Source organism: Marinobacter lutaoensis (assembly GCF_001981305.1).
In the GTDB taxonomy this organism is placed as follows: Bacteria; Pseudomonadota; Gammaproteobacteria; order Pseudomonadales; family Oleiphilaceae; genus Marinobacter; species Marinobacter lutaoensis.
The window spans coordinates 48,622-70,621 of the sequence record NZ_MSCW01000009.1 but is presented as its reverse complement, the minus strand read 5'-3'; the positions used below and the strand labels follow the sequence as shown (position 1 = coordinate 70,621).

The window sequence follows — 22,000 nt, the reverse complement described above, 5'->3', positions numbered from 1 at the left end:
GCGCGTGCCTCAATCAGTGCCCGGTGATGGCATCAAACCAACTCTTGAGCGTTACTCCACGCTCGTCGAAGTTCCGGCGGAAGTGGGTTGATTGGCCCTCAAGCCGAGCCAATTTGCTTACTGGGAATGTCCTCTTGGAAGCCAGCAGATCGAAATACGACAGCATGTACTCCTTCGTAGTGCTATCTTCGGCGCCTGGTAGATCAAACTCTGCATCCGCGCCGTTAAAGTGTGTGAACGGACTCAGAAAGAAAACGCGCTCGACTTCCTCGATGTGGGATTGCCTTGGGTGACTCGGAAGCGAGTTGCCGCCAGAACACCAGAGTCCATCAATTCCGCCGACATTGGGCAGACCCGCTTTGAGCAGTCGGGTATCCTTCGTGGGGCGCTTGTCACCAGCATAAGCGGCTACGAACAGCTCTTTTTGGTGCAGCAGGAATACCAGTGATGGCAGAGGTACGTTGTAGTCTTTTCCGAGAACGTCCACTTGAGTTCTTTGACGGGGCCGATACCACATGAGGGTTTCTTTGCCCTGGGCCAGACAACGAGCTTCCAGAAATTCCATTTCCGGGCTGGTATCCTGGCTGAGAATGTCCAGCATGTGTTTTTTCTCGGTATGCCCAAATGGGCGACCGGCCCCAAGAATTGATTGCCCGTTTTCTTGATGAAAAACGTCGTGAGCCATGATGGCAATGGCCGGTTCGTTGGTCGCGGATTGCTCGACTTGGTGAATCAGTAGAGCGATGGACTGAACTTTAGCGGTTGATTGATACATAGGTTTCCTCCCATCTACTCCCCCATGGTATGCCTAAAGCATACTATAGTCAAGTGTCCTTGCCAGCGTTTACGGCCTCATCAAGCGCGTCGAGCAGTCGCCATCCGACATTGATCGTGTCGGCCAGCCGAACCAGTTGTGCCGGAGGCGTGGCATAGTCAAACTCCATTCTCACTTCTTCGCCGCCTTCCATCATCGAACGGTGAATGCTGTCCGCAACCTCAAGCGTTTCCTGGTCGTCTTTCAACATAATGAGAAGGTTGGCATCGAATTCATAGCTTGCGCATGGCTGGTGCGATGCGTCGATACACTCAGTCCAGAAGGTGGGGATGTCACGTAACGTCTGATATGCCTGGCGGCACCATTCAATCAGCTTTGTTTCCTGTTCGTTTGCCGGGGCTGGAAGCTGTTGCAATAACTGATGCAGGCTGTCCAGGTTATGTTGGGTGGTGGGAGGCAGTTGCCAGCGCTTTTTTTCTTGGTTCAGGCGCCGCGCTCTCTCCCGGTAATATTGCAGTTCCTCAGATGTGGTAATCACCCACGTCTCAATACGGTCAAGAAAGGCGTCCACGCTATCATCATCGTCAACGTCTACCCCGGCCGCTTCCAGGGCTTGTTCAATCTCCGCGAGTTCTTCGCAAACTTCATCCAGAAGGCATTCGTGGTATTCCAGAGCGTCCGCCGATGTCATGCCTGGGCAGGCGATGGTGGTGATGAGTTGCAAGGCCAGATTGGTGGTTTGCCAAATTTCTTCCTGACACTGGGCCAAATCGATGTTGTAGACGAACCCTGAAACACCGCCAAAGCTGAGTGCGATGGGGTGGTTGTCGGTGGTTTTATGCAAATCAAAACCAAGTTCGATCCAGCCAACTTGCTTCTTCATCCGGTTGTTGAGAAAGGTTGTTACGTCCCATAGTACAGCGGCAGTGGCGTTTCGCAGTTTGTCGAATTTCTTTTGTGGGGGTTGTGCATTCCCTTTGTGCTCTGTACCGATAACGGCCCGGTTCAGATTTCGGATGGTTGCGTCTTTGATGGAGGCTGGATAAGCCCGCTTCCATTCCACAGCGAACCTGACAATCTTCTGTAGCGGAAATGTCGTGCGAACGAGGGTGTCCACAGAGCTTGAAATGTGGCGCTCCGAGTCAGTGAAGCAGTCTTTCGACAAGGAGCCCACAGCATTCCAGAGGACGGCATCTTGCTCTTTATGTTCGGCCAGGTAGCGGGCCTGATCGGCGGTTAGATGACCGGTTTTTGCAAGCACGTTGATGTGCTCGAAAAGTGTGGATCGGTCGGGTTGGCCTTTCAGCTTTGTAGTGCTGAACGCCTTTGCCAGGGTGTACTCGTTTTGAGTGTGGCTGCCAAATTCTGGAACCCGCAGCACAGGGAGCAGGGGGTGTCCCTGTGCCTGGCAGGTTAGCGAGGGATAGGCGGCATTAGCGACTCCGGCAAAGGGCAGGCCCGGATGTTCCTGGCCAGATCGAGCAGGCATCTGATCTGATGGGGTGACAAACATGATTCTTCTTCTCCGTATTCACCATGATGGCCGCCGGTTGTTGTCAGACTTGCCGAATTGGCGTCATGGTCGGCCCACTGCTCCAATTCGGCTAACGCCCGTTCCAAGTCAGCCATTGGGGTGCAGCTCGGCAGGCACGAGTTGATATACAAGGGTGTCCGCTTCGATCCCGACTTCCTGAACTTTGCCGTAGCGAAGTGAAGGATATTGTTCCTTGTAGGCTTCCAAAACCTGCTCCGGCGTCAGATCGGGATCAGGGTCAGGCAAATCGGTAGCTCCCAGGCGGAATACTCGGGTTAGCGTGGTGATGGTTGCCATAGTGTTTCTCCTGTGTGGCAAAAGCGATTGATCGTGTTCGCGGGGTTAGTCGGATGCGAGGCAATCGATCCGAGATAGTCATATAGTATGCGTTACGCATACTTCTGTCAACACAACACAAGAAGTGCTCACTATCGTGAATGCCAGGACTCGTTTCGCCTGTCTGGGCACAAAAAAGGGCGAACCGAAAGGTTCGCCCAAAACCGGGTATTCCCGGCGCACGGAGGTTTCTGCGGATCAAAGATCGAGATCGAAGGACGGCGCCTCGTTTTCATTCGGTGAATCCTCGGTGTCGGTTTCCACCAGTGCACCAGAGGTTTCGGTTTTCTTCGTGCTGGTTGTAGAGGTCGTTTTCTTGCTGCCATTGGCGTCTTTGGCGGCTGCGGCGGCGATAGCGGCGTCGAGTTGGGCTGCCCGGTTCGCCCATTGGTGGCGCTTGCCCGCTTGTTCGTTCACGCGCTCGGCCAGGAGTCGTTCAATGTCGCCCGGCTCGCCCGTTACCTTGATGTGCTGTCCAAGCGCGGCGCACAGGACTTTCAATTCTTCCGGTGCCTTGTCTGAAACCGGGCCAATGACGGGTTTTACGACCACTTGGAGTTCGTCATCCGTAGGGCCAGCGGAAATATCCATGGTTACTTTTGCGGTCTTGCTGTTCAGAATCGGAGTCACCAGTTCCAGCAGGGTAGAGTTCATCTTTGTTACCTCAATCAATATTCGTTTCGACCGTTTTCAGTTCTCCGGGGGGACAGTTTGTCCCCGCCGGTTGCCATTACTTGCTCAGTGCCAACCCTTCGGGAATAAAGCCGCTGAAATTGAAATCAGACTCTTTGACGGCTTTGAGGATGTCGCCTTTATTGCCTTTCATCAGTGCATCGAACGCCTTGTCACCATGCGTTTGGTCGTAGTGCTTGTCGAAACCCGCTGCTTTAAGGCGCGACTCGATCATCGGTTTGGTAAACGCAGACAGATACTCTGCGCTCATAGTGAAGTACGCCGACAGATCAGACTGACGAGACTCTGCGATCCAGTGAGCAAAACCACCAAATACATCACCCTCGTTTTCGCCACCGAAATTGCCTTGCGCTTTCAACACCATCTGGCTGACCAGCTTCGTTTGCAGTTTTTCCAGCGCTTCTACGGGCTGGGTATCAAGAAGCTCGGCTGCTTTCCGGGCGGACTTGCCATCGCTGATTGACACCGGCCAGTCTTTCGGCGTTTTTGGCAGCGTCACCTTGGCATCACGAATCAGGCACAGGATGCTGCCAATGAGAGCAAGTTTTCGTTCGTTTTGTGCGGTTTCAGCGGCTGCCTTCCGGTGAATCTGATGGTGTTGTTCCAGAATCTTCTTAGGGATGGCGGTCTTAGCTGGTGACTTGGTTTGCTTGGCTTTGCCGTTTTCCGATGCGCTTTGCTTATTGGAGCCTTTAGCGCCAGCGGGCATGGCACCAGAGTCATTGTTTGTCTCACCCTTGCTTGTGGTCTGATCCTGTTGTGCATCCGTTGCAATGATGTTTTTGTGGGCCGCCACCTTCTCATTGTGGCATTTCAGGTTGAAGCACACATGCTCTGTCACGGCAGCTTTGGAGCCGAGTGCGTTGTCAATCAAAGCTCCGAAGTGCTGGCACTCGGTGCAGGCTTGCGCCTGTTGTTCGCCTACCCCGTGAGGGCCACCCGCAACCACAACGGTTGTTGCACCCGTTGGCACTTCGCTAGTGAACGCAATTTTGTGATAGGACTCCGCCAGCTCTGCTTTTACCGAGGTTAGATGCTCTTGGGTTTTTTTCTCAAAGCAGGCTTTATTCAGGCACCGCGCCTTAGCCAACGATGTCGTATCAGCAAAAAGGCTGGTCTGGGTCGATGAATTGTGGGGGCAGGTTGCACAATCTGTCAGATCAAACGCAGCGGCTTTGAGTCGCAATGAAAGCTGGTCGATCTTCTCTCGTAATTGGTCAACAGTCAGATTGTGTTGCACGATCACTGCCAGGGCGTTCTTTTGAGACTCGGGGCGAAGGCCAGATAGCAGTTGCGCGTGACCGATGTTGATTTGTTTGTCGCACAAGGCTTGTGCTACTTCATCGATGCAGTGCGTCAACTGGATGCGCCCCTTGAGAAAGGTTGGGTTCCATCCCAGCAGTTTACAAATCTCATCCGCATCTTTGCCTTCAGACATGAGGTTTCGAGCGGCCATGCCTTCATCCATCGGAGTCATGTCTGACCGCACGATGTTTTCAATCGCGGCAAATTCAAGAATCTGGTCGTCTGAAACCTGACGCACCAGGGCCGGTACTTTCTCAATTCCTAGCTCCAGGGCAAGCGCCATCCTGGTATATCCGGCGATCAGCTCATACGGCTTGTCGGTGTCAGGATTCGGGTTTGGGCGAACCATGACGGACTGCATTACGCCGCGCCGGCGAATGGACTCGCGCATTTCGTCCACTTCAGTTTTTGAGCGGGTTCGACGCGGGTTGCGTTCCGGGATGATCTCAATTTCGTTTGGGCTGACAAAGCGCACTTCTTCTGCTTCCGCGTGGGTGTCGCTGTTCGGTGTGGACGCTTGCTCTGCGATTTCTGTTGTGCTTTGGCTGAGGGTTGCATCGAATGTCATGGTTTTCTCTCCGTGCTTGGGCGTGTGACCTCTTACGCTTTATATGGTATGCTTTACGCATACTATTTTCAACTCTTTTGCCCTCAGAATTCGTTGGAGAAGGCTGTTTCGTTTGGGCGGAATGGCCGGAGTGCATGTAGCCCCAGTGTTAAAATCCAGTAGGTCAACACAGGAAAACGGGGGTGACATGGCGCAAGGGCGATTACCGGAAGATGGGGAATCCATCGCGCAGTTAGAGAAAGTCGGGGCAACGCAAGAAGCAAAGCGAACTCCCCGGCTGGGTTCCCTGGCTGCGACGCTGATCGATTTGGTGGGCTGGGCCTTGATTCTACTCTGGGTGACGGTGTTCTTTGCTGGCGGTGCAGATTGGCAGAGCCGGGTGGCTCATGTGGCCCAGGACATCTCGTCTCTCGTCCTGCCTGCTTTGGGTGTTTTGATAATTGGGGTGGCTCGGATTATCACCGAGTTATACTTGCTTCGTCAGAAGCTCTAACGGGCGACATCCAAATTGGGTACGAATGGCCAAACCAGCATAGAACCAATGGTGTTCGACGCTCAGATAGATCACTGATCAGTTATTGGAATTCGATAATGCCACACGATAAACCATATAGCTTAACGCCGGAACAAGTTGCGTCCATTACTGATGTAGAGCTGGCGTTCTCAACTGAGCGCCTGCTGCCAACCTGGGAGGAAATTCCGGAGGATTTTAAGCGGGGGAACCTTTACACCTCGTTAGCGGAAGCCATCTTTTACGGCACCGAGCTGCCAGCTTGCAAGGTCGAGCTCAATGATGGAGTAAAACCAGAGCATTTAAACAGGTGTGTTCGCGCTCACCTTCAATCATTCGGCCCTAAACACGAACACAAGATCGCAGGGGTTGGCTACATGATTTCCCAGGCTTGCAGACTTCATCCAGAAAAAACTTAGCACAACCCCGCGTAAACCCCCGCCCAATCGGGCGGGGATACAAGCGGGAACCGCGCAGCGGTTCTAATCCGGTGTAGCCTGACTCTGCACGTACTCCCGCAAAGTCTCAATGGTCGCCCCCCCGGCGCTACACGCGAAGTAGGAGCGTGACCACAGCGCCCCACTTTTGCTTTGCCGTGGTATGTGCGTATTGAGTATTCGTATACGGCGTGACGATACAGATTTCAGGTTGTTCACCAACACGCTGACGGATAGCTTGGGCGGGTAACTTACGAGCAGGTGAACGTGGTCGGCCTCGCCATCCATTTCCATCAGCTCGCACTCCAATTTCTCGCAGGCCGACTCAAACGCTTCACGCAGTTGTTCAACCATGTAGCCGTCAAACAGCTTACGGCGGTACTTGGTGGTGAAGACCAGATGCACGACTAGCCTCGTGACGCTGTGCCGTTTTCTCAGGTAGTCCTTGAGGGGCGTGTGATCCTGTACACTCATTTGAAAATGACTCTATAAATACTATAATTACTCTATTCTAGCTGTGAGCACTGAAATGTTAAAGGCAATCAAGGTACGCATCTATCCGACACCTGAGCAGGCGGAGTTCCTTAACCGCCAGTTTGGTGCTACGCGGTTTGTGTACAACAAGGCATTGCATATCATCAGCTCTCAGTACCGGCGGCATGGTAGGAAACTTCGTGCCAAGCAAGACCTCAAGCCCCTGCTGGCGGTGGCGAAGAAGTCCCGCAAGTATCACTGGCTCAGAGACTTCGACTCCATCGCACTCCAGCAAGCGTGCATCAACCTCGATAAAGCCTTCCAGAATTTCTTTGATCCGAAGCACCCGGCGCATTACCCGAAGTTCAAGCGCAAGCACGGGAAGCAGTCCAGTTACCACTGCACGAGCGTCAGTGCAGGTGAGAACTGGATCAAGGTGCCGAAGATGGAGCCGATCAAAGCAAGGATTCACCGCGAACTGACGGGTAACCTCAAGAGCATCACTCTGTCGCGGACAGTGACGGGGAAGTATTACGCATCTCTGTTGTTTGAGGATGGTGTAGAAGCCCCTTCACCCCTGAAAACTGTCGATGCGGTACTGGGCGTTGATATGGGACTCACCCATCTCCTTATCGACTCAGAAGGCAACAAGATAGCGAACCCACGCTTCCTGAAACGTGCTGCTGCAAACCTTCGACGCAAGCAAAAAGCCCTGTCTCGCTGCCAGAAAGGCAGCAAAGGTCGTGCGCAAGCGCGGCTGAAACTGGCCAAGGCGTATGAGCGCCTTGCAAATGCCCGTGCTGATTTTCAGCACAAGCTGTCTCGACAACTCATCGACGAAAACCAAGCGGTGGTAGTCGAGACACTGAAAGTGAAAAACCTGTTGAAGAACAAGAAATTGGCGAAGAATATCGCTGATGCCAGTTGGTTCAGCTTGATCCAGAAGCTGGAGTACAAGGCCAAGGCACAAGGTAAATATCTGGTCAAGATCGACCAGTGGTTTGCCAGCTCCAAGACCTGCTCCTGCTGCGCCCACAAGGTAGACTCCTTGCCCCTAAAAGTGCGTAACTGGTCTTGCCCAGTCTGCCATACGGAGCATGACCGCGACATTAATGCCGCGATCAACATCCGCCAGCAGGGGGTTATTAAACTACGAGCCGAAGGACTGTCGGTTCCTGCCAATGGAGGCTTGCGTAAGCCCGGTCACGCACCGGCAGCGGCCTGAGAAGTTGGAAGCCTCGCCCGTCAGGGCGGGGAGCAGTCACCTGGCGGCGCGTAAAACCCCGCCCTTTGAGGGCGGGGATATAAGCGCCATCGCCCGACAGGGCGATTAGTGAGGTGTTTTCTGCTGCTCGATGTATTGCTTCAGGACAGATAGTGGCGCACCGCCAACGGAACCGGCAAAGTAGGATGGCGACCAGAGCGCGTTTTTCAGGTATGCGGGCTTGATGAGTTCCGGGTGATACAGCTTCAGTTTTCTGCTAGACACACCCTTTAATGAATTCACCAACCGGGAGAGCTGCACCTTCGGAGGATAATTCACCAGCAGATGCACATGGTCGGACTCGCCGTTGAACTCGATCAGTTCCACCTCGAAGTCCTCACACACCTTGCGGAACAAGTTCTATGCTGATCCGCAAAGCCTATAGGTTTCGACTAAAGACCAACCCGGTCTTGGAGCAAAAGCTGTTCCGCCACGCCGGGTGTTGCCGTTGGATCTGGAACCAGATCTGGAGGATGAATCAGAGACGGCTTGATGCGAAGCAACCACTGATCTGGTATCAGGAGGCTGCTTACTGGCTCACACTCTGGAAGCAGTCCGAGGAATACGGTTTCCTGCGTAAAGTCCATTCACAGCCGCTTCAGCAAGTGCTCAAGGATTTGGACCGGGCTTACCGGGACGCCTTCGATAAAGACCAGCCCCTCAAGCGCCTACCTCGAAAAAAGCGCAAGCACCAGCACGCATCCTTTCGCTACCCACAGGGTGTGAAATTGGATAATCGGCGTATCTACCTGCCCAAGATCGGTTGGGTCGGTTTCTTCAAGAGCCGCGAGGTCGAGGGTAAGGTAAAAAACGCCACGGTGTCTTGGCGGGCTGGGCACTGGTATGTGTCGGTGCAGGTGGAGCAGGAATTGCCAGAGTCGGTGCATCCGTCCACCTTGGACGTGGGCATTGATCTAGGGGTGGCGAACTTCGCCTCTTTGTCCAACGGCATCACCTACGATCCGATCAGCCCCTATCGCAAGTATCAGAACCAACTGGCTCGGGCGCAACGAGCCCTGAACCGCAAGGTGAAGTTTTCGGAGAACTGGAAGCGGCAGAAACGCCGCATCCAGCGGCTTCACCACAAGATCGCCTGCTGCCGGCAGGATTTCCTGCACAAGATCTCGACGACCATCAGCGAGAACCAAGCGGTGGTCTTCGTCGAGGATCTGAAAGTGCGGAACATGAGCCGGTCGGCGGCAGGCACCCTCGACGAGCCCGGCAGGAACGTCCGGGCCAAGGCCGGGCTGAACCGATCCATACTGGATCAGGGCTGGAGTGAGTTCGTGCGGCAGCTCGACTACAAGCTGCAATGGAAAGGGGGCTGGCTGGTGAAGGTGCCCGCACATCACACCAGCCAGGAATGTGCCGCTTGCGGGCACACCAGCCCGGACAACCGGCCAAGCCAAGCAGTGTTCCACTGTAGGGCCTGTGGACACAAAGAACACGCGGACATCAACGCGGCGAAGAATATCAGAGCCCGGGGGCACCGGGTGCTGGCCTGTGGAGGGAATGGGATTGCCCGCCTTTTGAAGCAGGAACCTGTGGGAAACCGCGAGGGAGTACCACCCGTCGTCTCGCCAGAGGCGGCTGGAATCCCCCCGCTTTAGCTGGGGGAGGATGTCAATGGGACGGAGCCCTTGATAGGGATATACCGTTGCCATATCCAGCCACTGGCGCTACACTGGATATACCAATGGGATATACTTAATGAGGGACAACGAATGGAAAGAGCAAGCATCTTCAAAAGCAACAAAAGTCAGGCGTTACGGCTTCCAAAGCCTGTAGCGTACCCTGACACCGTTAAGCAGGTGGATATTGTTATCCAAGGTCGAGCCAGGATCATCACTCCTGCAGGCGAATCATGGGACACCTGGTTCGACGGTGAAGGCGTTTCAGACGACTTCATGGCAAGTCGTGAGCAGTCAGGCCATCAAAAGCGTGAGACCTTGTAATGCTGAAGTACATGCTCGATACCAACATCGCTATATACGCCATCAAAAACCGGCCACAAGAGGTCCGGGAAGCGTTCAAGGCGCATGATGGCCAGATGTGCATTTCGGCGGTCACGTTGATGGAGTTGATCTACGGCGCCGAGGCTTCCGCCGCAGTCGAGCGCAATCTGCGAGTTATCGAAGGCTTCGCCGCCCGCCTAAACGTCTTGCCCTACGACAACGAGGCGGCTGCGCATACTGGGCAACTGCGAGCCGAACTCAAAAAGAAGGGGCGACCGATTGGCCCTTACGATGAAATGATTGCGGGCCATGCCCGGTCACGGGGCCTGGTCGTCGTCACGAATAACACGAAGCAGTTCGAAAACGTGCCTGGGCTACGCCTGGCAAACTGGGTAAATAACACTGCTGAATAATGGGAATCCGAGAGTTGACATCCTCCCCGGCCTGAAGGCCGGAGATTCCTACGGCGCTCAGGGGTGGCATTGAGCCGCCCCTGAGTCGCTTCGGTGGGTTCCTGCTGCTGGCGACCCTACTGCATCGCTCACTTCACAGGCGAACCGGGCGTGTCCCGCCCTTAGCACATTGATCGCGCCGACCACATCGGCGTTTTCCTCGAAGCCACATTCCACACATGCAAATCGGGCTTGCGTCTGCCGGTTGTCGGCAGACACATGGCCGCAGCACGGACAGGAACGGCTCGTGTTCTGTGGCGGCACTGCAACCAGCCAGCCGCCTTGCCACGCCAGCTTGTAATCCAGTTGGCGGCGGAACTCGAACCAGCCTTGATCGAGGATGGACTTGTTCAGGCCGGACTTGGCCCGAACGTTTCGTCCCGGTTGTTCGGTAGTACCTGCCGCTGACCTTGATATGTTCCGTACCTGCAAATCCTCGATACACACCATCGCGTGGTTTTGGCTGATCGCGGTCGAGGTCTTGTGCAGGAAGTCGCGGCGGGCGTTGCCGATACGGGAGTGAATGCGCTGGACTCGGGCTTTCGCCTTCTTCCAGTTGTTGCTGAATTTGGTTTTGCGGCTCATGGCCTGCTGCGCTTTGCGCAGGGCCGTTTCATGCCGCTTGAAGCTGTTGAGCGGCGCGTAGAACGTGCCGTCCGAGAGTGTGGCGAAGCGGATCACGCCCATGTCGATACCCACTGCTGTGGTGGCCTGCGGCACGGGCTGCTCAACTTCGCGCTCGGTCTGGATGCTTACGAACCACTTGCCGCAAGACTGGCTCACGGTGACATTTCTGACTGTACCCAGCACCTCGCGACTATTGCGGTAGCGCAGCCATCCCAGCTTGGGCAGGAAGATGCGACTGTTGCCCTGATCGAGCTTGATCTGCTTCGGGTCGGGGTAGCGGAAGCTGTCGCGCTGGCCTTTCTTCTTGAAACGTGGAAAGTCGGCCCGCTTGGCGAAGAAGTTGCTGTAGGCCCGCTCCAAATCCTTGAGCGCCTGTTGCAAGGGATGGACCGGCGCATCGGCCAGCCAAGCCGTTTCCGCGCTGTTGCGCCACTCGGTGAGCAGCTTGCACAGCCCGGCGTAGCCCAGCTTCTTCTCTCCGCGCTCGTAGCGCTCTTTCTGCAACGCCAGCCCCTTGTTGTAGACGAACCGGCACGAACCGGCGAAGCGGCGCATTTGCCGCTCTTGCTGGCCGTCTGGTCGCAGTTCGTATTTGAAGGCTTGGAGGCGTTGCATGCGGATATTATAATTTGGCCTATGAGCGACGACAACGATATTAGGCATGGACGACACTGCGTTTTTAAGATGCATGTCCATTTGGTCTTTGTAGCGAAATATCGCCGCAGGGTATTCGATGGTGACGCTATCAACCGGCTGCGCACGATCTTCGCCAAGGTCTGCGCCGACTTCGAGGCGCAACTGATCGAGATGGACGGCGAGGACGATCACGTTCACCTGCTTGTGGAATACCCGCCCAAGGTGGCTGTCTCCAAGCTCGTGAACAGCCTCAAAGGCGTCTCCAGTCGCCTGCTGCGGAAGGAACGGCCCGACATCCAGAAGCGCTACTGGAAAGGCGTGCTGTGGTCGCCGTCCTATTTCGCTTCAAGCTGCGGCGGCGCGCCGATTTCCATCGTGCGCCAGTACATCGAGCAGCAGCAAACCCCACACTGAAACCCAAAGACAAGGACGGCTGCGCCGTCCGCGCTATCCTTCCCCGCCCTGAACGGCGGGGCTTGTCGCGCACCGGGTCAGCGACCAGCGCGTCCTCGCCACTGAGTTTCTCGACCGGTTGGGTGTGCCGAAACTCTCGTGAAACCTCAACGTCTCGAACCGCCCGGTGCGGACCCGCATGCCGGGTGGTGGGGGAGGGGCGGAGCCTCATGGCTCCCCACTATCCCGATTGTGCGCCCGTGCCGGGCACACAAAAAAAAGCCGGCATAAAGCCGGGAAGTTGGTGATTGGTGAGCCGTGCGAAAAATAACCAACCTATAGTTGCAATCCGTCGGCCAGCACAAAGTCTGCCCGGCGGCGTACCGATATTGTAGGTCAAATTGAAACGCTGGCGAGAGAAAAGCGTTGATCCTGATTTATTCGGATTGCAGCGATGTTCACCGGCTACCCTCTCTCGTCGGTTTTGGGTTTGTGTAGTCCAACACATCAAGAAACGTGAGTCTTTGGCGAACAAGATTCACATACTTTTCTTTCATCTCGTCAGGCATATAGGAATCATGGATCGCAGCGGGGGCGAGCCTGGCCACTTTTCTCAGCAGCTGAGAAATGCGTTTGCGAACAGCGGCCTCCAACAGACCTGCTCTGACGCCCAGTTCAATAAAATCCGACCCCGCATAGAAACCATTTCCCATGTTCCCGTAATAGCTCGGTAGCGCCTCTCGATCTTCAAAGAAGGGCAGAGCCATTGGGTTCTCGGACGCCGAGCTATACAGGCTGGAGGCCAGCACATCGTAGCACGGTGTCAGCCTGAACATGGGGTCATGGTAGAAGCTGATATTCTTCAGATGATGATCATCATTGCCCACCGCATAGCTGAACACCAGCCGGAGCAGTAACTCCATGGCCACGGCCATACCGGCTTCCTTGATGACCATTTTCAGGACTTCCTCATAGCTGGCAGAGGTGTACTTATTCGAGGCGTCTTCGTTGGTGATCCCTAGGGCCTGCATGGCATCTTCCTGATGCGCTTTCATGCCCGTTTCAAAATCCCGGTCATAGCGTCGGATAATGAACACCAGGTGGTCGTCCTGCAGCCTCAGAAGTCCACATGGAGGGACATCAAACCCAATGCGATCCATCAGGGTAAGGGTGGCGTGCTCATTCTCCGCGACGTTCGCATACTCTTCAGGAGAGGGCTTCATGATGAACTGCCCGTTGTGGTCCACGAGCTTGAGTTTTTTGTCCTCAATCGCCATCTGGCACTTCATTTGAACGCCGCTGATGGAGAATCCTTTGGTCTGTTTGGGCATCTTAGATACGAGATCTTTCCGGTTCTCAGGCAGATCCAGGTCAACCTCCTTGTCTCCGAAAAGGCGCTCAAGGCATTTCCCGTGGTAGCCAGACGTTCCCTTCTCAGGCAGCGTTTTAAGACAGATCAAGCAGTTCAATGGTTATGGCTCCGGGTAGGTCGTCTCCGTTGTGGACAAGCAAGGCGAAGTCGTCGTCAGGGTCGATGCGTTGCTCTCTGGATTGAACTCGTTTAAGCCAGCCTTCGCTCACCAAACCGCTGAAATAGGCGGGTAAGCCTTCAGATTCATAGGGCTCAGTCCGTAACGGTAGGCTTTTGCTCAAAGCAGGCTGTCCGAGTGTCAGATAGCCCTTATCATACTCAAACATCACTTTTGAACCCTGTCTGCTCAAGGTTCCGGCGACAATTCCATTCATTTTGACAAGCGCTTTCATTTGAGCTCCAGCCACACATCAAAGTTCAGGACTTTACCAATCCCCGTCAGTGTCGTGATCGTTGGGTTGCCAGCGCCCGTTTCTAGTACCCGGTAGGTATTTGGGGAGAGCCCGGCTAAATCGGAAACGTCCGTGACGCTGAGTCTCAGGCTCTCGCGGCGATCCCGCAACACCGTTGCCAGGTCAGAGATGGGGTGAAGGTCCGGTTCTTCCGATGCTTCAATCTTGTCAGCAAGGAGTTGAAGCCTTTTGATTTCGTCGTGTAGCGCGTTGAGTAAGCCAGCCTTGGTTTTCATTGCACACCGTTTCAGTGTCAGTTTAATGCGTAAATAGCCTTAAATAGTGATCTATTGTCTCTATACTGACTTGGGAGACCAGTTTCGTCAATGAAATCTTTTTCTGGCTTATTTTTTCTTTTGGATATTAGTTTATTGCACTTTTCGCAAGTCGGCGGTGGCGTATCGGCGGCAGAGTCTTCAGCAGAGGGAATCGGGGAAGGCGATGGTTGCCGACCCCGGATTGTTGCTAGGGCTCAGAGGCGGTGTGATGCTGCAGCAAACAAACTTGGAATATTCCGAGCATTTGGAAACGCTCTGGGCCAGCTTCTTGCTCTCAATCGCAGCTTCGTATTTCCGTTCGATCGATTGAAGATTCTCATTCAGGAGTGTTATCAGGTCATCCAGTGCCTGGTCGTCCAGTTCCAGGCACAGAATTTCACCGGAGTTCAGGTGGTCAGAAGTCAAGATTCTCTCCGTCCTTTCTTTGAGTCGGGTTCACTGCCACCAATACCGCTTTGGCGGTTCTTTTTGCCGTTCCAGAGCGGCCTGAATCCGGTTTCGGGTGGCCAGATCCGCATAGGTCACATACACCTTGTCGCTGCCCTTTGGCGCCGTCAGAGAGACGATGGTGTTCGCTCGATCCCCGGTTTGATACCAGGCTGACCGCAGTCGGTCTTTTACGCCCGGCCGGTTGTTGTGGTGAATCAGTTTGTAGCGAGTGCCCAGAATCAGATTGATGTGATCAAACAGTTGACGATCGAACACCCCAGTCATGGCAACCGGGACGCCGTTGCGATTAAAGATGAACCGGGCTTCGTGCATTCCTTCGGCGCCGGCATCCTCACCGGTTATCCGATAGATCGGCCCTCCGAATTCGTCCGTGTATCCGGCAATCATTTCGGCATCCTCATACATGGCTCTCAGTTCGCCAACTGTGGTGATCTGCGCTTCGATACCAATCAGGGCGGGGGTGGCCAAAACCGAACTGGTCCAGACGCAGCTGAGGGTCACCAGTGCCAAGCACCAAAGGTGTTTCAGATAGGAAATGGAAAATCGTTTTGCCATAGGGAAACCTTGTCGTACCAAAATGGAATCGATACCGAATAGTGTACCTATGTTGACTGAGCGCCCGGGCTATCGCGCCCATTCACGAGTGACCAATTTGAGCATCCATGCTCGTGCATCAGCAGGCGGCGAATTGCTGCCGTTCTTTTTCAAACCAGGTCGCCATTTCGGCTTCCAAGGTATCCGCCCTTTGGCGATCGCTATCTTGTGGCGCGAAATGGTCGGCCAGAGCTGGCTTGCGAGTCGTCGGTTTGAGAATGCGCGTGGCTTTGAGTTGATCCCTTTGCTCCCGAAAAACATCGGATAGCGCAGATGCTGGGATGTCATGGCCTTCAACCTCATTCATGTGCCGTCGCAGATCTTTGAACTGGGTTGGGTTGGGAGGATTGTTCAGTACGCGCTGCCTGTCACCTTCGAGCACGCCATATTCGGTAGCCCATAACTCGACACATTGAGCCCAAATAGCGCTGAAATACCCTTTTTTGAACGTCTTGCGCACGCTCGGGCGTCCAGGACGTGAAACGGCAATATGAGGCGTCCATTTACTCGTTCCACTCGGTCTGTGGAACCCTAGAGTGATTCCATGAACTCCGACGCCCCGGAAGGGTTTTGTGTTCGACGAGTTTTCCGTAACAAAGCGCCGGTATTGATAAAGGGCACTTTCGGCCGCCCATTCTGCATCCTGAAGTTCCGCCCTTAAACGCTGTCGCTTGAAATAGAGGCAGCGGTCGTCCTGGTATTTGGCTCTTACGGTAGAAAAATACGCTTGCCGATACTCACCATCAAAGCAAAACGTCACCCGAAAACCGATAAATCCGGCATCATGATCGCCCGGGCCGTACTCTTTGATTCCCATACTTCTGACTTCCGTTGTTGGTTATCGTTACTTGTTCTCTAAATTATGATACGCGCGCTTGGCTTATGCTTCAAATACAGTTGATAAATATAATGAGGCCTGTATCAGGGGCGCATTTTTTGATCAGTCTCAATTCAGCGCTCTCTATTCAAACTATGTTTGTACATTTGCGAACAGGTGGGCCAGGAATGACATCATTCCCACCGCTCCAGCTACGTATACAGAACAGTAAAAAGCGGCTTGTCTCGTATTGCTCGGTGGATTTTTAAGGGCCATGACAAACGGGATCACGCCGATCAAAGCTAAAATAAAACCTATGGCGGCCGGGATTGCTGTTAAGTATGAAATTAATGTTTCCATGGGTATCACCTGCATTTAGAACCAGAAGCTGCGTCCTCTTTCAATGATTCTAATTTACTCGATAATTCAGATATTCGATGTCCCAAAGTGCTGCGATTATTATCTGCATTCAGGGCTAGAATCGCATTTTTTATCAATTATCTTGTTGCACATCCTCCCAACCATCAAGCCAAATCTCATATTCCAATGTTCCCAAGCGATAGGGATTGCTGTGCTCCGGCTCGTCCATCTCGAACGCCTCGTGCCCCTCGGCCCAGATGTCTTCGCGCTCGGCTTCTGACATTTGAGTCATAATCACAGTCTCCGAATTCCTGGTCGATTACCTCGCAATGCCCGCCCCCTATTCCGATGGGTGAGGGCGGGCCGGGTCAGGCTAACCTATGATGCCACGGGTTAGCTTTCCAAGGGGCGCCACGGAATACCGGCGAAAAAATCCTTCAGCTCCTTCGCATTCGACAGATGCGCCTGCAAAACATCGACATCGGTGCTGAAAGCGATCTGCTTCAAGCTCTCCAGTTTGCGCTGGAAATCTTGTTCCGTTTCCTCCGCCGCATGTTTGAACGCCTTTTCGGTATCGTCCCAAAATGCGCCCACATTGCGCACCAGGGTGTCTTTCGCCCCTGCTTTTTTCAGCTCCTTTTCGATCTTCCGGGCGAGCTTGCGTTGCCACGAGTCACCGAAGATGGCTGCTGCAATGACGCCAATCGCGACGGAAATACCAACACCCACTGCGAACGGCCCACCCAAAGTACGAATCAGCGTCATGATCGTTCCTGTGCCTCCCGTGGGGATGCCAATCGCGGCAAGGGCGGATGTGATCTTGGCCGCCAGAATGTAGCCGCCCAGGTTGCTGCCACCCGCTACCACACTCGCCCATGAAGCGAGTGCGCCGAATGTGCCCAGGCTCGCCAGCGAGCCAATAAATGCTCCTTTCGCGTTGAACTCCCAGCTGCTGTGCAGGGTGCTGTTTGCCTCAATGCCGATATCGTATTCGTTCAGGTACTCGTCGATTACCGTGGAAAGCCGTTTCGCTTTTGCTTTCAGCACTTGGTCCGTATTGAACTGAATCTTCTCGATAATGTGGCCTGGGGCCAGTTCGCGGGCTTGCTTCTTTTTGTCATAGCGGTTGCGAATAACACTTTCGATTCGGTCGGCATCGATCCATTCATCGCAGATCTGTTCAATCTCGGATACGGATTCGGTCTTGAGCTGCCGAATCAGGTTCAGTACCTGTTGCTCGTATTCGGTTTTCTTCTGGATGCGCTGAGGCTCTTCGCTCAAGATGGTTTCCATGTCCTCGCGAGCGCGCTCCTGGTGATCCAGGGTTTCTTGAAGAATGTTGATGAGAGCCACAAGTGACTGGGTACCGGAGGCCTTGGCCTGCTGAATCGCCTTCTCCATGTCGCGCAGAATGTGCTTGGGGCAGGCATCAGAAAGAAGATTGCCCAGTTCCCGTTCGAAGTTGCTGCGCAGTCCGACGTTCTCTGCGGAGTAGGTGAAAAAGCGCCGCCGGAACGCAGCCTCATCGATTGGGACGCCGACTTGCTCGCCACGATCCTGCAGCGTATCGCTGATGCCATCGAAACTGTAGGACGCGGCCTTGTCGAGAATGCCATCAATGGCGTCGCCGACAATATCGGCTCGGGTGGCGACAACAAACAGGTTGCACAGCGGGTCGAGCCCGTTTTCAGGCGTTTCGTAAGCCGGTAGATTTCGGATCAGCTGCGACAGGTAGCTGCGGTCATACTCGTTCATGAACCCCTGGGCCGTGGATACATACACGATAATGTCCGCCAGCTGGCGGGCCATTTCTGCCCGCTGGTCGTCTCCTTCCTGGTGCTGGTAGCCTGGGAGGTCGATAATGTCGCACCCGCGCAGGAATGGCGAATCGACGTAAACAACGGCCGCTACCGCTTCATGGCGCCCGCTCATGCTGCCAGAGTGCGTGCCATACTCCCGGAGCATCTCGAAGCCGCCGCCGATGATTCGGTGCGCCTTGCAGTGATCTTCGTCGTCCGGGCGATCCAGATCAAAACCCTTGCCGAAAATCCAAACAGGTTCCGGTTGCCATGCCGGCTGGTCGTCAATATGTCGCACCAGGCAAGCAATGCTCGTGGCCGGTTGGTACGACGCCGGCAGGCTGTCACCGCCCATAAGCATATTCGCCAGCCGTGACTTGCCCATGTCGAACCGCCCGAACAAGCCCATCCGGGGTTTGCGCGCAATGCGCCGAATACCCTGTACCAAGCTCTCGGTTGACGCTGTTTCCTCACCGTTTTCCAGTTGCTCAACAGGGAAACCATCAACCAGCTTCGGTGCAGCATCGCAATAATTGGCAATCAACTCGATCCGCTGACGGATCTCCTTTAGCGGATCACCAACATCCAATGGCCGGCTGTTGGCCACTTTGCCGCAATAGGCTTCCCATTGCCGATAGATCTTCATGCTGACCTCATCCGGGTCTTGCTCAAAACGCGATACCTGGCCCTGGGAAACCTGCAAGTAAGCCGCCATTTCGGCTTGCGAAATCCCGGCATCCAGGCGCATCTTTTTGAGGATAGATTCGTTGCTGCTCATGCCTCACCTCCGTTATTGTGCATAGCGTTAGTCATAATATGCACAAACTGCATAATTTACCAATAAAAATGTTAATTCATGGTGGGCGAGCCAGTTTCTACCCGCCCTAGTGAAGCGGCAAGAGAGGGTCGAGAGGAGGTAAATAGGTTAGGTGGAGTGGTATCTCCTTGATGCTTTAGACCGTGGCATCTCAGCTTTCCCGGAGATTGTCCGTGCGGGCAGTTGCATCAAGCATCTCAAGGCGCATCTCGTCCGTCTCGGTGGCCTCAATGCGCGCCAGAATGACCCCGAAATCCGGCATCTCCATACGTCGATGTTCCTTAACCAGGTCCCACTTCGCAGTGCTCACCCGGTCGGCAAATTCCTCAACCGGAAGTTCGATCGTCGGTGGTTCTTCGGTATGCAGGTCTTCCGCATTCGGCGTGCCTTCCAGCCAGTCCTCAAGACTCGTCCAGACGTGATCGTCCTCGGTCACGCCCGATAATTCGCCTTGCCGGATCGACTCTTCCAGAGGGGAGGGCAGACCCACTTGCGCCGGGATAAAGCAGGTATCCATCGTCAACGAATCGGAAATGGTGTTCACCTGTTGTTGCGTGATGGCCCCCGGCAAAATTACGGTCAGCCATTCTTTCGCCGACGCGCTTCTGTACAGCAATTCAATCCGTGTGTTCATGACCGACCCTTTCGTTTTTCCAAAAAGCACATGGATGCCACCAGTATAAATCGGCAGACCGGCTGCGAGGTGGGGCGTTTTGGATGCGCTAAAGTAACACCGGACACCGAATCAGTTTTTGGTGTGCTGTTTCCTCAGATACGTCAGAGCGTCGTATTGAAAATCCCAGTCTGTCACCGGTAACATCCGATACGCCCGCCGGGGAACCGGGATCGTCCAGGTAACACCCATCAAACGAAACGCCTGGCGCTGCCAGGTCCATGTCCGGGTGCTGTGCAACTGAACCTTCGGGGTGTCCGATGCTGGGCGATGGCCTCGAATGAGGGACCGGAGCTGTGCCAACTCCCGGTGCAGGGCATGGCGTAAGGTGTTCAGGCCGCAGACCATGATGCCGGCTACCAGCGCGGTCAATACCAACCCTTCCGGTGACATAAGATCCGTGCCCGGGCGGCTGACCGGGTGTGCACTGAGAATGGTGACGTTGAACGTAATGACGGCCAGCAGCATACACGTCAGCGTGGCCACCGCCCAGCGTATGCTCCAGGACATGCGCAGCCTGGCCCGGGTAGTGAGTGAATAAATCCGGTTTTGCTCCTGCGCCAGCCATTGCGCCCGGCGATCCCGCGCATCCGCTTCCGACCGATTCGGTACCGCGGAGTCCAGTGCGCGCTGTTGCTGGCGGATTGTGTCATGCAGGCGCGGCGCCAGCAGCGTTTGTATGTCGGCGCTATATCTGGCCGGGTCGCGTGCATAGCTGCCGTTGTATAGCACCGCATCATATAGGTCATCGTGGCGACTGCCGGCATCTAAATCGTCGTCTAACCGACTCTCCGGTTCGTGGGTTTTGGTCAAAACGCTGCCCCATTTTCGTTTGAATTCTTTGGCCTATCTTAATCAATTTGCCCTGGCTGAATCGTTTTTCGCGCCATCGACCAGTAAGAAATGCTGCGTTTGCGCTGTCGATCCTTCCTGTCGTGATTTCCGCTCCGAGCATCACCACAATAAGCTTTATGCTAATGGCATTTCACCTATGGGAACTGCTCATGTGGGCGCATCTCTGTTGCTTGGGGAAAACGCTGTACAGACGCGATTTGGACGAGCTGCGCCTATTTATGGAAGACGAAGGATCGGGTGCATGAAAAAGCCCCGCAGGAGCGGGGCAAGAGTCTTCGTGTTGGCTAGACACGATGTGTTGGCTAGACACGATTACCAGCGTGTAGAGATGCGTCGCTCGATGACGAACGGTTCTCTTTTGAGCTACGCCGTGCCAGGTGTTTTGCCGGACGAAGCCGTCGGCCAAACAGCGTGATGGGCTTTCCGTCCAGGAAGGCCAGCAGCGTCGATACCCCGCTGAGCATGTCCAGAGTAGGTGACCGACGAATGTACTCCTGTATGGGGCGCGACGTGCGCCCGGTATGCACAAAAAGCCCACGGTCGAGTTTGGGGTTCCGGGTGGCCAGAAACTCCAGGGCATGTACGTGCGCCGGCGCAATCGAACCTCGATACCGCTTGGCTTGAACCACCACCTGCAGCCCGTCGAGATCGACATAACCGTCGGCGCCACCATCGCGCGTCGCCGGTGTCCGCCGTACCTTGTAACCCCGCTCCTCAAACGCCGTCATCAAGATGTCTTCGAACAGAAATGGATCGGTTTTGCGGATGTACTCGAAGCGCTGATAATCCGTGTAGCGATGAGCCCGGCGGCGAAATCGCGCCAACCATCGGCGCGAGGCGGCCACACGCCACGAGCGACGTGGCCCCGGCATCCGGTGGATAAGAAACGCAAAGCCCGCGGTCACCGCCAGCAATAGCCACCCATACAGTGGCAGCGTCAGGCCCGCCAGCGTCAAGGATTCCATGAAATGACTCAACTCAAGCTCCGGTCTGAGCATTTCCTCTCTATACCTCGTCTCGAACCATAAACACACGATTCCGGCTGGCGGCATAACGCTTTGCCGCGTGTAACCCCAGACGGCTGACTTCATGTGCCAGACGCAAGTAACTGGCTTCGTCGCCCAGTCGTTCCTCTGGCGTGAATCGGATGCGCACCTCTCCCGACGGCGCCACAGTCATGCTCATCGCCCGATGGTCCGGATAGACCGCGCCATACTCAAACCGGTCGTCTCCGAGGGTCACCGACATCATGTAGTGGTCCGGATGCCCCTTGGTCGCGCTCACCTCAATCTCGGTGACGCCCAGCCGGGCCAACTCCTTCCCGAATGCCTTTGACACCGCCGCATCAACATCGCGGAAGCGCAAATGGTTGTCCTTTACGTACACCGCCTTCACCTCTTCGCCTGGGGCCGACGTACTCGGTACCAAAGCCATGGTGGCAATCGCGCTGCCGGTGCCCGCCAGCAAGGCGGACACGACACACCAGACTGCCAGCCTCCGGCACGAGCCTGCCGAATGCGTGTGTTCATCACGATTCATCGTCGTGCGTTTCATCGTCTCCTTCCCAGTGATT

At 54.9% G+C, this 22,000-nt stretch carries 27 protein-coding genes and 1 pseudogene; 7 read left to right on the top strand and 21 right to left on the bottom strand.

Annotated features, from left to right (window positions below):
* Positions 1 to 13: 13 nt before the first annotated feature.
* The 5 genes from BTO32_RS15030 to BTO32_RS15010 form a co-directional block, all read right to left on the bottom strand.
* The gene (locus BTO32_RS15030; protein ID WP_076725469.1) at positions 14 to 775 is read right to left on the bottom strand and encodes a PRTRC system protein B; all 762 of its coding nucleotides are present in this window, start codon (positions 773 to 775) and stop codon (positions 14 to 16) included.
* Positions 776 to 824: 49 nt separating this feature from the next.
* Entirely contained in the window at positions 825 to 2,288 is a 1,464-nt protein-coding gene (locus BTO32_RS15025) for an immunoglobulin domain-containing protein (RefSeq protein ID WP_076725468.1), read from the bottom strand.
* A 108-nt stretch (positions 2,289 to 2,396) separates the two neighbouring features.
* Entirely contained in the window at positions 2,397 to 2,606 is a 210-nt protein-coding gene (locus BTO32_RS15020) for a PRTRC system protein C (protein ID WP_076725467.1), read from the bottom strand.
* A gap of 237 nt (positions 2,607 to 2,843) precedes the next feature.
* The gene (locus BTO32_RS15015) at positions 2,844 to 3,299 is read right to left on the bottom strand and encodes a hypothetical protein (protein WP_076725466.1); all 456 of its coding nucleotides are present in this window, start codon (positions 3,297 to 3,299) and stop codon (positions 2,844 to 2,846) included.
* A 76-nt stretch (positions 3,300 to 3,375) separates the two neighbouring features.
* The gene (locus BTO32_RS15010) at positions 3,376 to 5,211 is read right to left on the bottom strand and encodes a PRTRC system ParB family protein (protein WP_084206872.1); all 1,836 of its coding nucleotides are present in this window, start codon (positions 5,209 to 5,211) and stop codon (positions 3,376 to 3,378) included.
* A 187-nt stretch (positions 5,212 to 5,398) separates the two neighbouring features.
* Between BTO32_RS15010 and BTO32_RS15005 the strand changes: the two genes are divergently transcribed.
* Complete coding sequence (locus BTO32_RS15005; RefSeq protein ID WP_076725465.1) at positions 5,399 to 5,704, top strand: hypothetical protein; 306 nt, start codon at positions 5,399 to 5,401, stop codon at positions 5,702 to 5,704.
* Positions 5,705 to 5,802: 98 nt separating this feature from the next.
* Positions 5,803 to 6,141 (top strand): hypothetical protein, encoded by a 339-nt coding sequence (locus tag BTO32_RS15000; protein WP_076725464.1) that lies wholly within the window; start codon positions 5,803 to 5,805, stop codon positions 6,139 to 6,141.
* Between the two features lie 63 nt (positions 6,142 to 6,204).
* On the opposite strand, the gene tnpA (BTO32_RS14995) is transcribed toward BTO32_RS15000, so the two are convergent.
* A complete protein-coding gene (gene tnpA / locus BTO32_RS14995) occupies positions 6,205 to 6,633 on the bottom strand; it encodes an IS200/IS605 family transposase (protein WP_076725463.1) in 429 nt (142 codons plus the stop codon).
* Positions 6,634 to 6,688: 55 nt separating this feature from the next.
* Here tnpA (BTO32_RS14995) and BTO32_RS14990 point away from each other — a divergent pair, with 55 nt between their 5' ends.
* Entirely contained in the window at positions 6,689 to 7,858 is a 1,170-nt protein-coding gene (locus tag BTO32_RS14990) for an RNA-guided endonuclease InsQ/TnpB family protein (protein WP_076725462.1), read from the top strand.
* 105 nt (positions 7,859 to 7,963) lie between these two features.
* Here BTO32_RS14990 and tnpA (BTO32_RS14985) read toward each other — a convergent pair.
* Positions 7,964 to 8,245, bottom strand: a pseudogene (tnpA, locus tag BTO32_RS14985) (IS200/IS605 family transposase); the annotation flags it as partial.
* A 14-nt stretch (positions 8,246 to 8,259) separates the two neighbouring features.
* Between tnpA (BTO32_RS14985) and BTO32_RS14980 the strand changes: the two are divergent.
* From BTO32_RS14980 to vapC, 3 genes are all read left to right on the top strand, one after another.
* Positions 8,260 to 9,507, top strand: coding sequence for an RNA-guided endonuclease InsQ/TnpB family protein (locus tag BTO32_RS14980; protein ID WP_076725460.1), 1,248 nt, complete (start codon positions 8,260 to 8,262; stop codon positions 9,505 to 9,507).
* 114 nt (positions 9,508 to 9,621) lie between these two features.
* Positions 9,622 to 9,852 (top strand): type II toxin-antitoxin system VapB family antitoxin, encoded by a 231-nt coding sequence (gene vapB, locus BTO32_RS14975; RefSeq protein ID WP_076725459.1) that lies wholly within the window; start codon positions 9,622 to 9,624, stop codon positions 9,850 to 9,852.
* Positions 9,852 to 10,265: a type II toxin-antitoxin system tRNA(fMet)-specific endonuclease VapC gene (gene vapC, locus BTO32_RS14970; protein ID WP_076725458.1), complete on the top strand. Its 414-nt coding sequence runs from the start codon at positions 9,852 to 9,854 to the stop codon at positions 10,263 to 10,265. The genes vapB and vapC overlap by 1 nt, the downstream gene beginning before the upstream one ends.
* A gap of 57 nt (positions 10,266 to 10,322) precedes the next feature.
* On the opposite strand, the gene BTO32_RS14965 is transcribed toward vapC, so the two are convergent.
* On the bottom strand, positions 10,323 to 11,546 hold the full coding sequence (locus BTO32_RS14965) for an RNA-guided endonuclease InsQ/TnpB family protein (protein WP_076725581.1): 1,224 nt from the start codon (positions 11,544 to 11,546) through the stop codon (positions 10,323 to 10,325).
* 21 nt (positions 11,547 to 11,567) lie between these two features.
* Here BTO32_RS14965 and tnpA (BTO32_RS14960) point away from each other — a divergent pair, with 21 nt between their 5' ends.
* Positions 11,568 to 11,981: an IS200/IS605 family transposase gene (gene tnpA / locus BTO32_RS14960; protein WP_084206871.1), complete on the top strand. Its 414-nt coding sequence runs from the start codon at positions 11,568 to 11,570 to the stop codon at positions 11,979 to 11,981.
* A gap of 437 nt (positions 11,982 to 12,418) precedes the next feature.
* Here tnpA (BTO32_RS14960) and BTO32_RS14955 read toward each other — a convergent pair whose 3' ends face one another.
* The 13 genes from BTO32_RS14955 to BTO32_RS14905 all read right to left on the bottom strand — a co-directional run bounded on the left by BTO32_RS14955 (position 12,419) and on the right by BTO32_RS14905 (position 21,981).
* Positions 12,419 to 13,429 carry a type II toxin-antitoxin system HipA family toxin gene (locus BTO32_RS14955; RefSeq protein WP_175618674.1) on the bottom strand — a complete coding sequence of 337 codons (1,011 nt, stop codon included), beginning with the start codon at positions 13,427 to 13,429 and terminating at the stop codon, positions 12,419 to 12,421.
* Positions 13,407 to 13,724 (bottom strand): HipA N-terminal domain-containing protein, encoded by a 318-nt coding sequence (locus BTO32_RS14950; protein WP_076725455.1) that lies wholly within the window; start codon positions 13,722 to 13,724, stop codon positions 13,407 to 13,409. The genes BTO32_RS14955 and BTO32_RS14950 overlap by 23 nt, the downstream gene beginning before the upstream one ends.
* Positions 13,721 to 14,020 (bottom strand): helix-turn-helix domain-containing protein, encoded by a 300-nt coding sequence (locus BTO32_RS14945; RefSeq protein WP_076725454.1) that lies wholly within the window; start codon positions 14,018 to 14,020, stop codon positions 13,721 to 13,723. Before BTO32_RS14945 ends, BTO32_RS14950 begins: the two co-directional genes overlap by 4 nt.
* Before the next feature lie 180 nt (positions 14,021 to 14,200).
* A complete protein-coding gene (locus BTO32_RS14940) occupies positions 14,201 to 14,467 on the bottom strand; it encodes a hypothetical protein (RefSeq protein ID WP_076725453.1) in 267 nt (88 codons plus the stop codon).
* Positions 14,468 to 14,497: 30 nt separating this feature from the next.
* Positions 14,498 to 15,022 carry a hypothetical protein gene (locus BTO32_RS14935; protein ID WP_139339082.1) on the bottom strand — a complete coding sequence of 175 codons (525 nt, stop codon included), beginning with the start codon at positions 15,020 to 15,022 and terminating at the stop codon, positions 14,498 to 14,500.
* A gap of 163 nt (positions 15,023 to 15,185) precedes the next feature.
* Positions 15,186 to 15,923, bottom strand: coding sequence for a hypothetical protein (locus tag BTO32_RS17765; RefSeq protein WP_139339081.1), 738 nt, complete (start codon positions 15,921 to 15,923; stop codon positions 15,186 to 15,188).
* 153 nt (positions 15,924 to 16,076) lie between these two features.
* Complete coding sequence (locus BTO32_RS17760) at positions 16,077 to 16,283, bottom strand: hypothetical protein (RefSeq protein ID WP_139339080.1); 207 nt, start codon at positions 16,281 to 16,283, stop codon at positions 16,077 to 16,079.
* Positions 16,284 to 16,416: 133 nt separating this feature from the next.
* Positions 16,417 to 16,575 (bottom strand): hypothetical protein, encoded by a 159-nt coding sequence (locus BTO32_RS17920; RefSeq protein WP_175618673.1) that lies wholly within the window; start codon positions 16,573 to 16,575, stop codon positions 16,417 to 16,419.
* A 101-nt stretch (positions 16,576 to 16,676) separates the two neighbouring features.
* Positions 16,677 to 18,860 carry a dynamin family protein gene (locus tag BTO32_RS14925; RefSeq protein ID WP_076725450.1) on the bottom strand — a complete coding sequence of 728 codons (2,184 nt, stop codon included), beginning with the start codon at positions 18,858 to 18,860 and terminating at the stop codon, positions 16,677 to 16,679.
* Between the two features lie 190 nt (positions 18,861 to 19,050).
* Complete coding sequence (locus tag BTO32_RS14920; protein WP_076725449.1) at positions 19,051 to 19,533, bottom strand: hypothetical protein; 483 nt, start codon at positions 19,531 to 19,533, stop codon at positions 19,051 to 19,053.
* A 111-nt stretch (positions 19,534 to 19,644) separates the two neighbouring features.
* Complete coding sequence (locus tag BTO32_RS14915) at positions 19,645 to 20,385, bottom strand: hypothetical protein (RefSeq protein WP_076725448.1); 741 nt, start codon at positions 20,383 to 20,385, stop codon at positions 19,645 to 19,647.
* A gap of 344 nt (positions 20,386 to 20,729) precedes the next feature.
* Positions 20,730 to 21,425, bottom strand: a complete 696-nt coding sequence (locus tag BTO32_RS14910) for a restriction endonuclease (RefSeq protein WP_076725447.1) — start codon at positions 21,423 to 21,425, stop codon at positions 20,730 to 20,732.
* Between the two features lie 7 nt (positions 21,426 to 21,432).
* On the bottom strand, positions 21,433 to 21,981 hold the full coding sequence (locus BTO32_RS14905) for a hypothetical protein (RefSeq protein ID WP_076725446.1): 549 nt from the start codon (positions 21,979 to 21,981) through the stop codon (positions 21,433 to 21,435).
* Positions 21,982 to 22,000 lie beyond the last annotated feature (19 nt).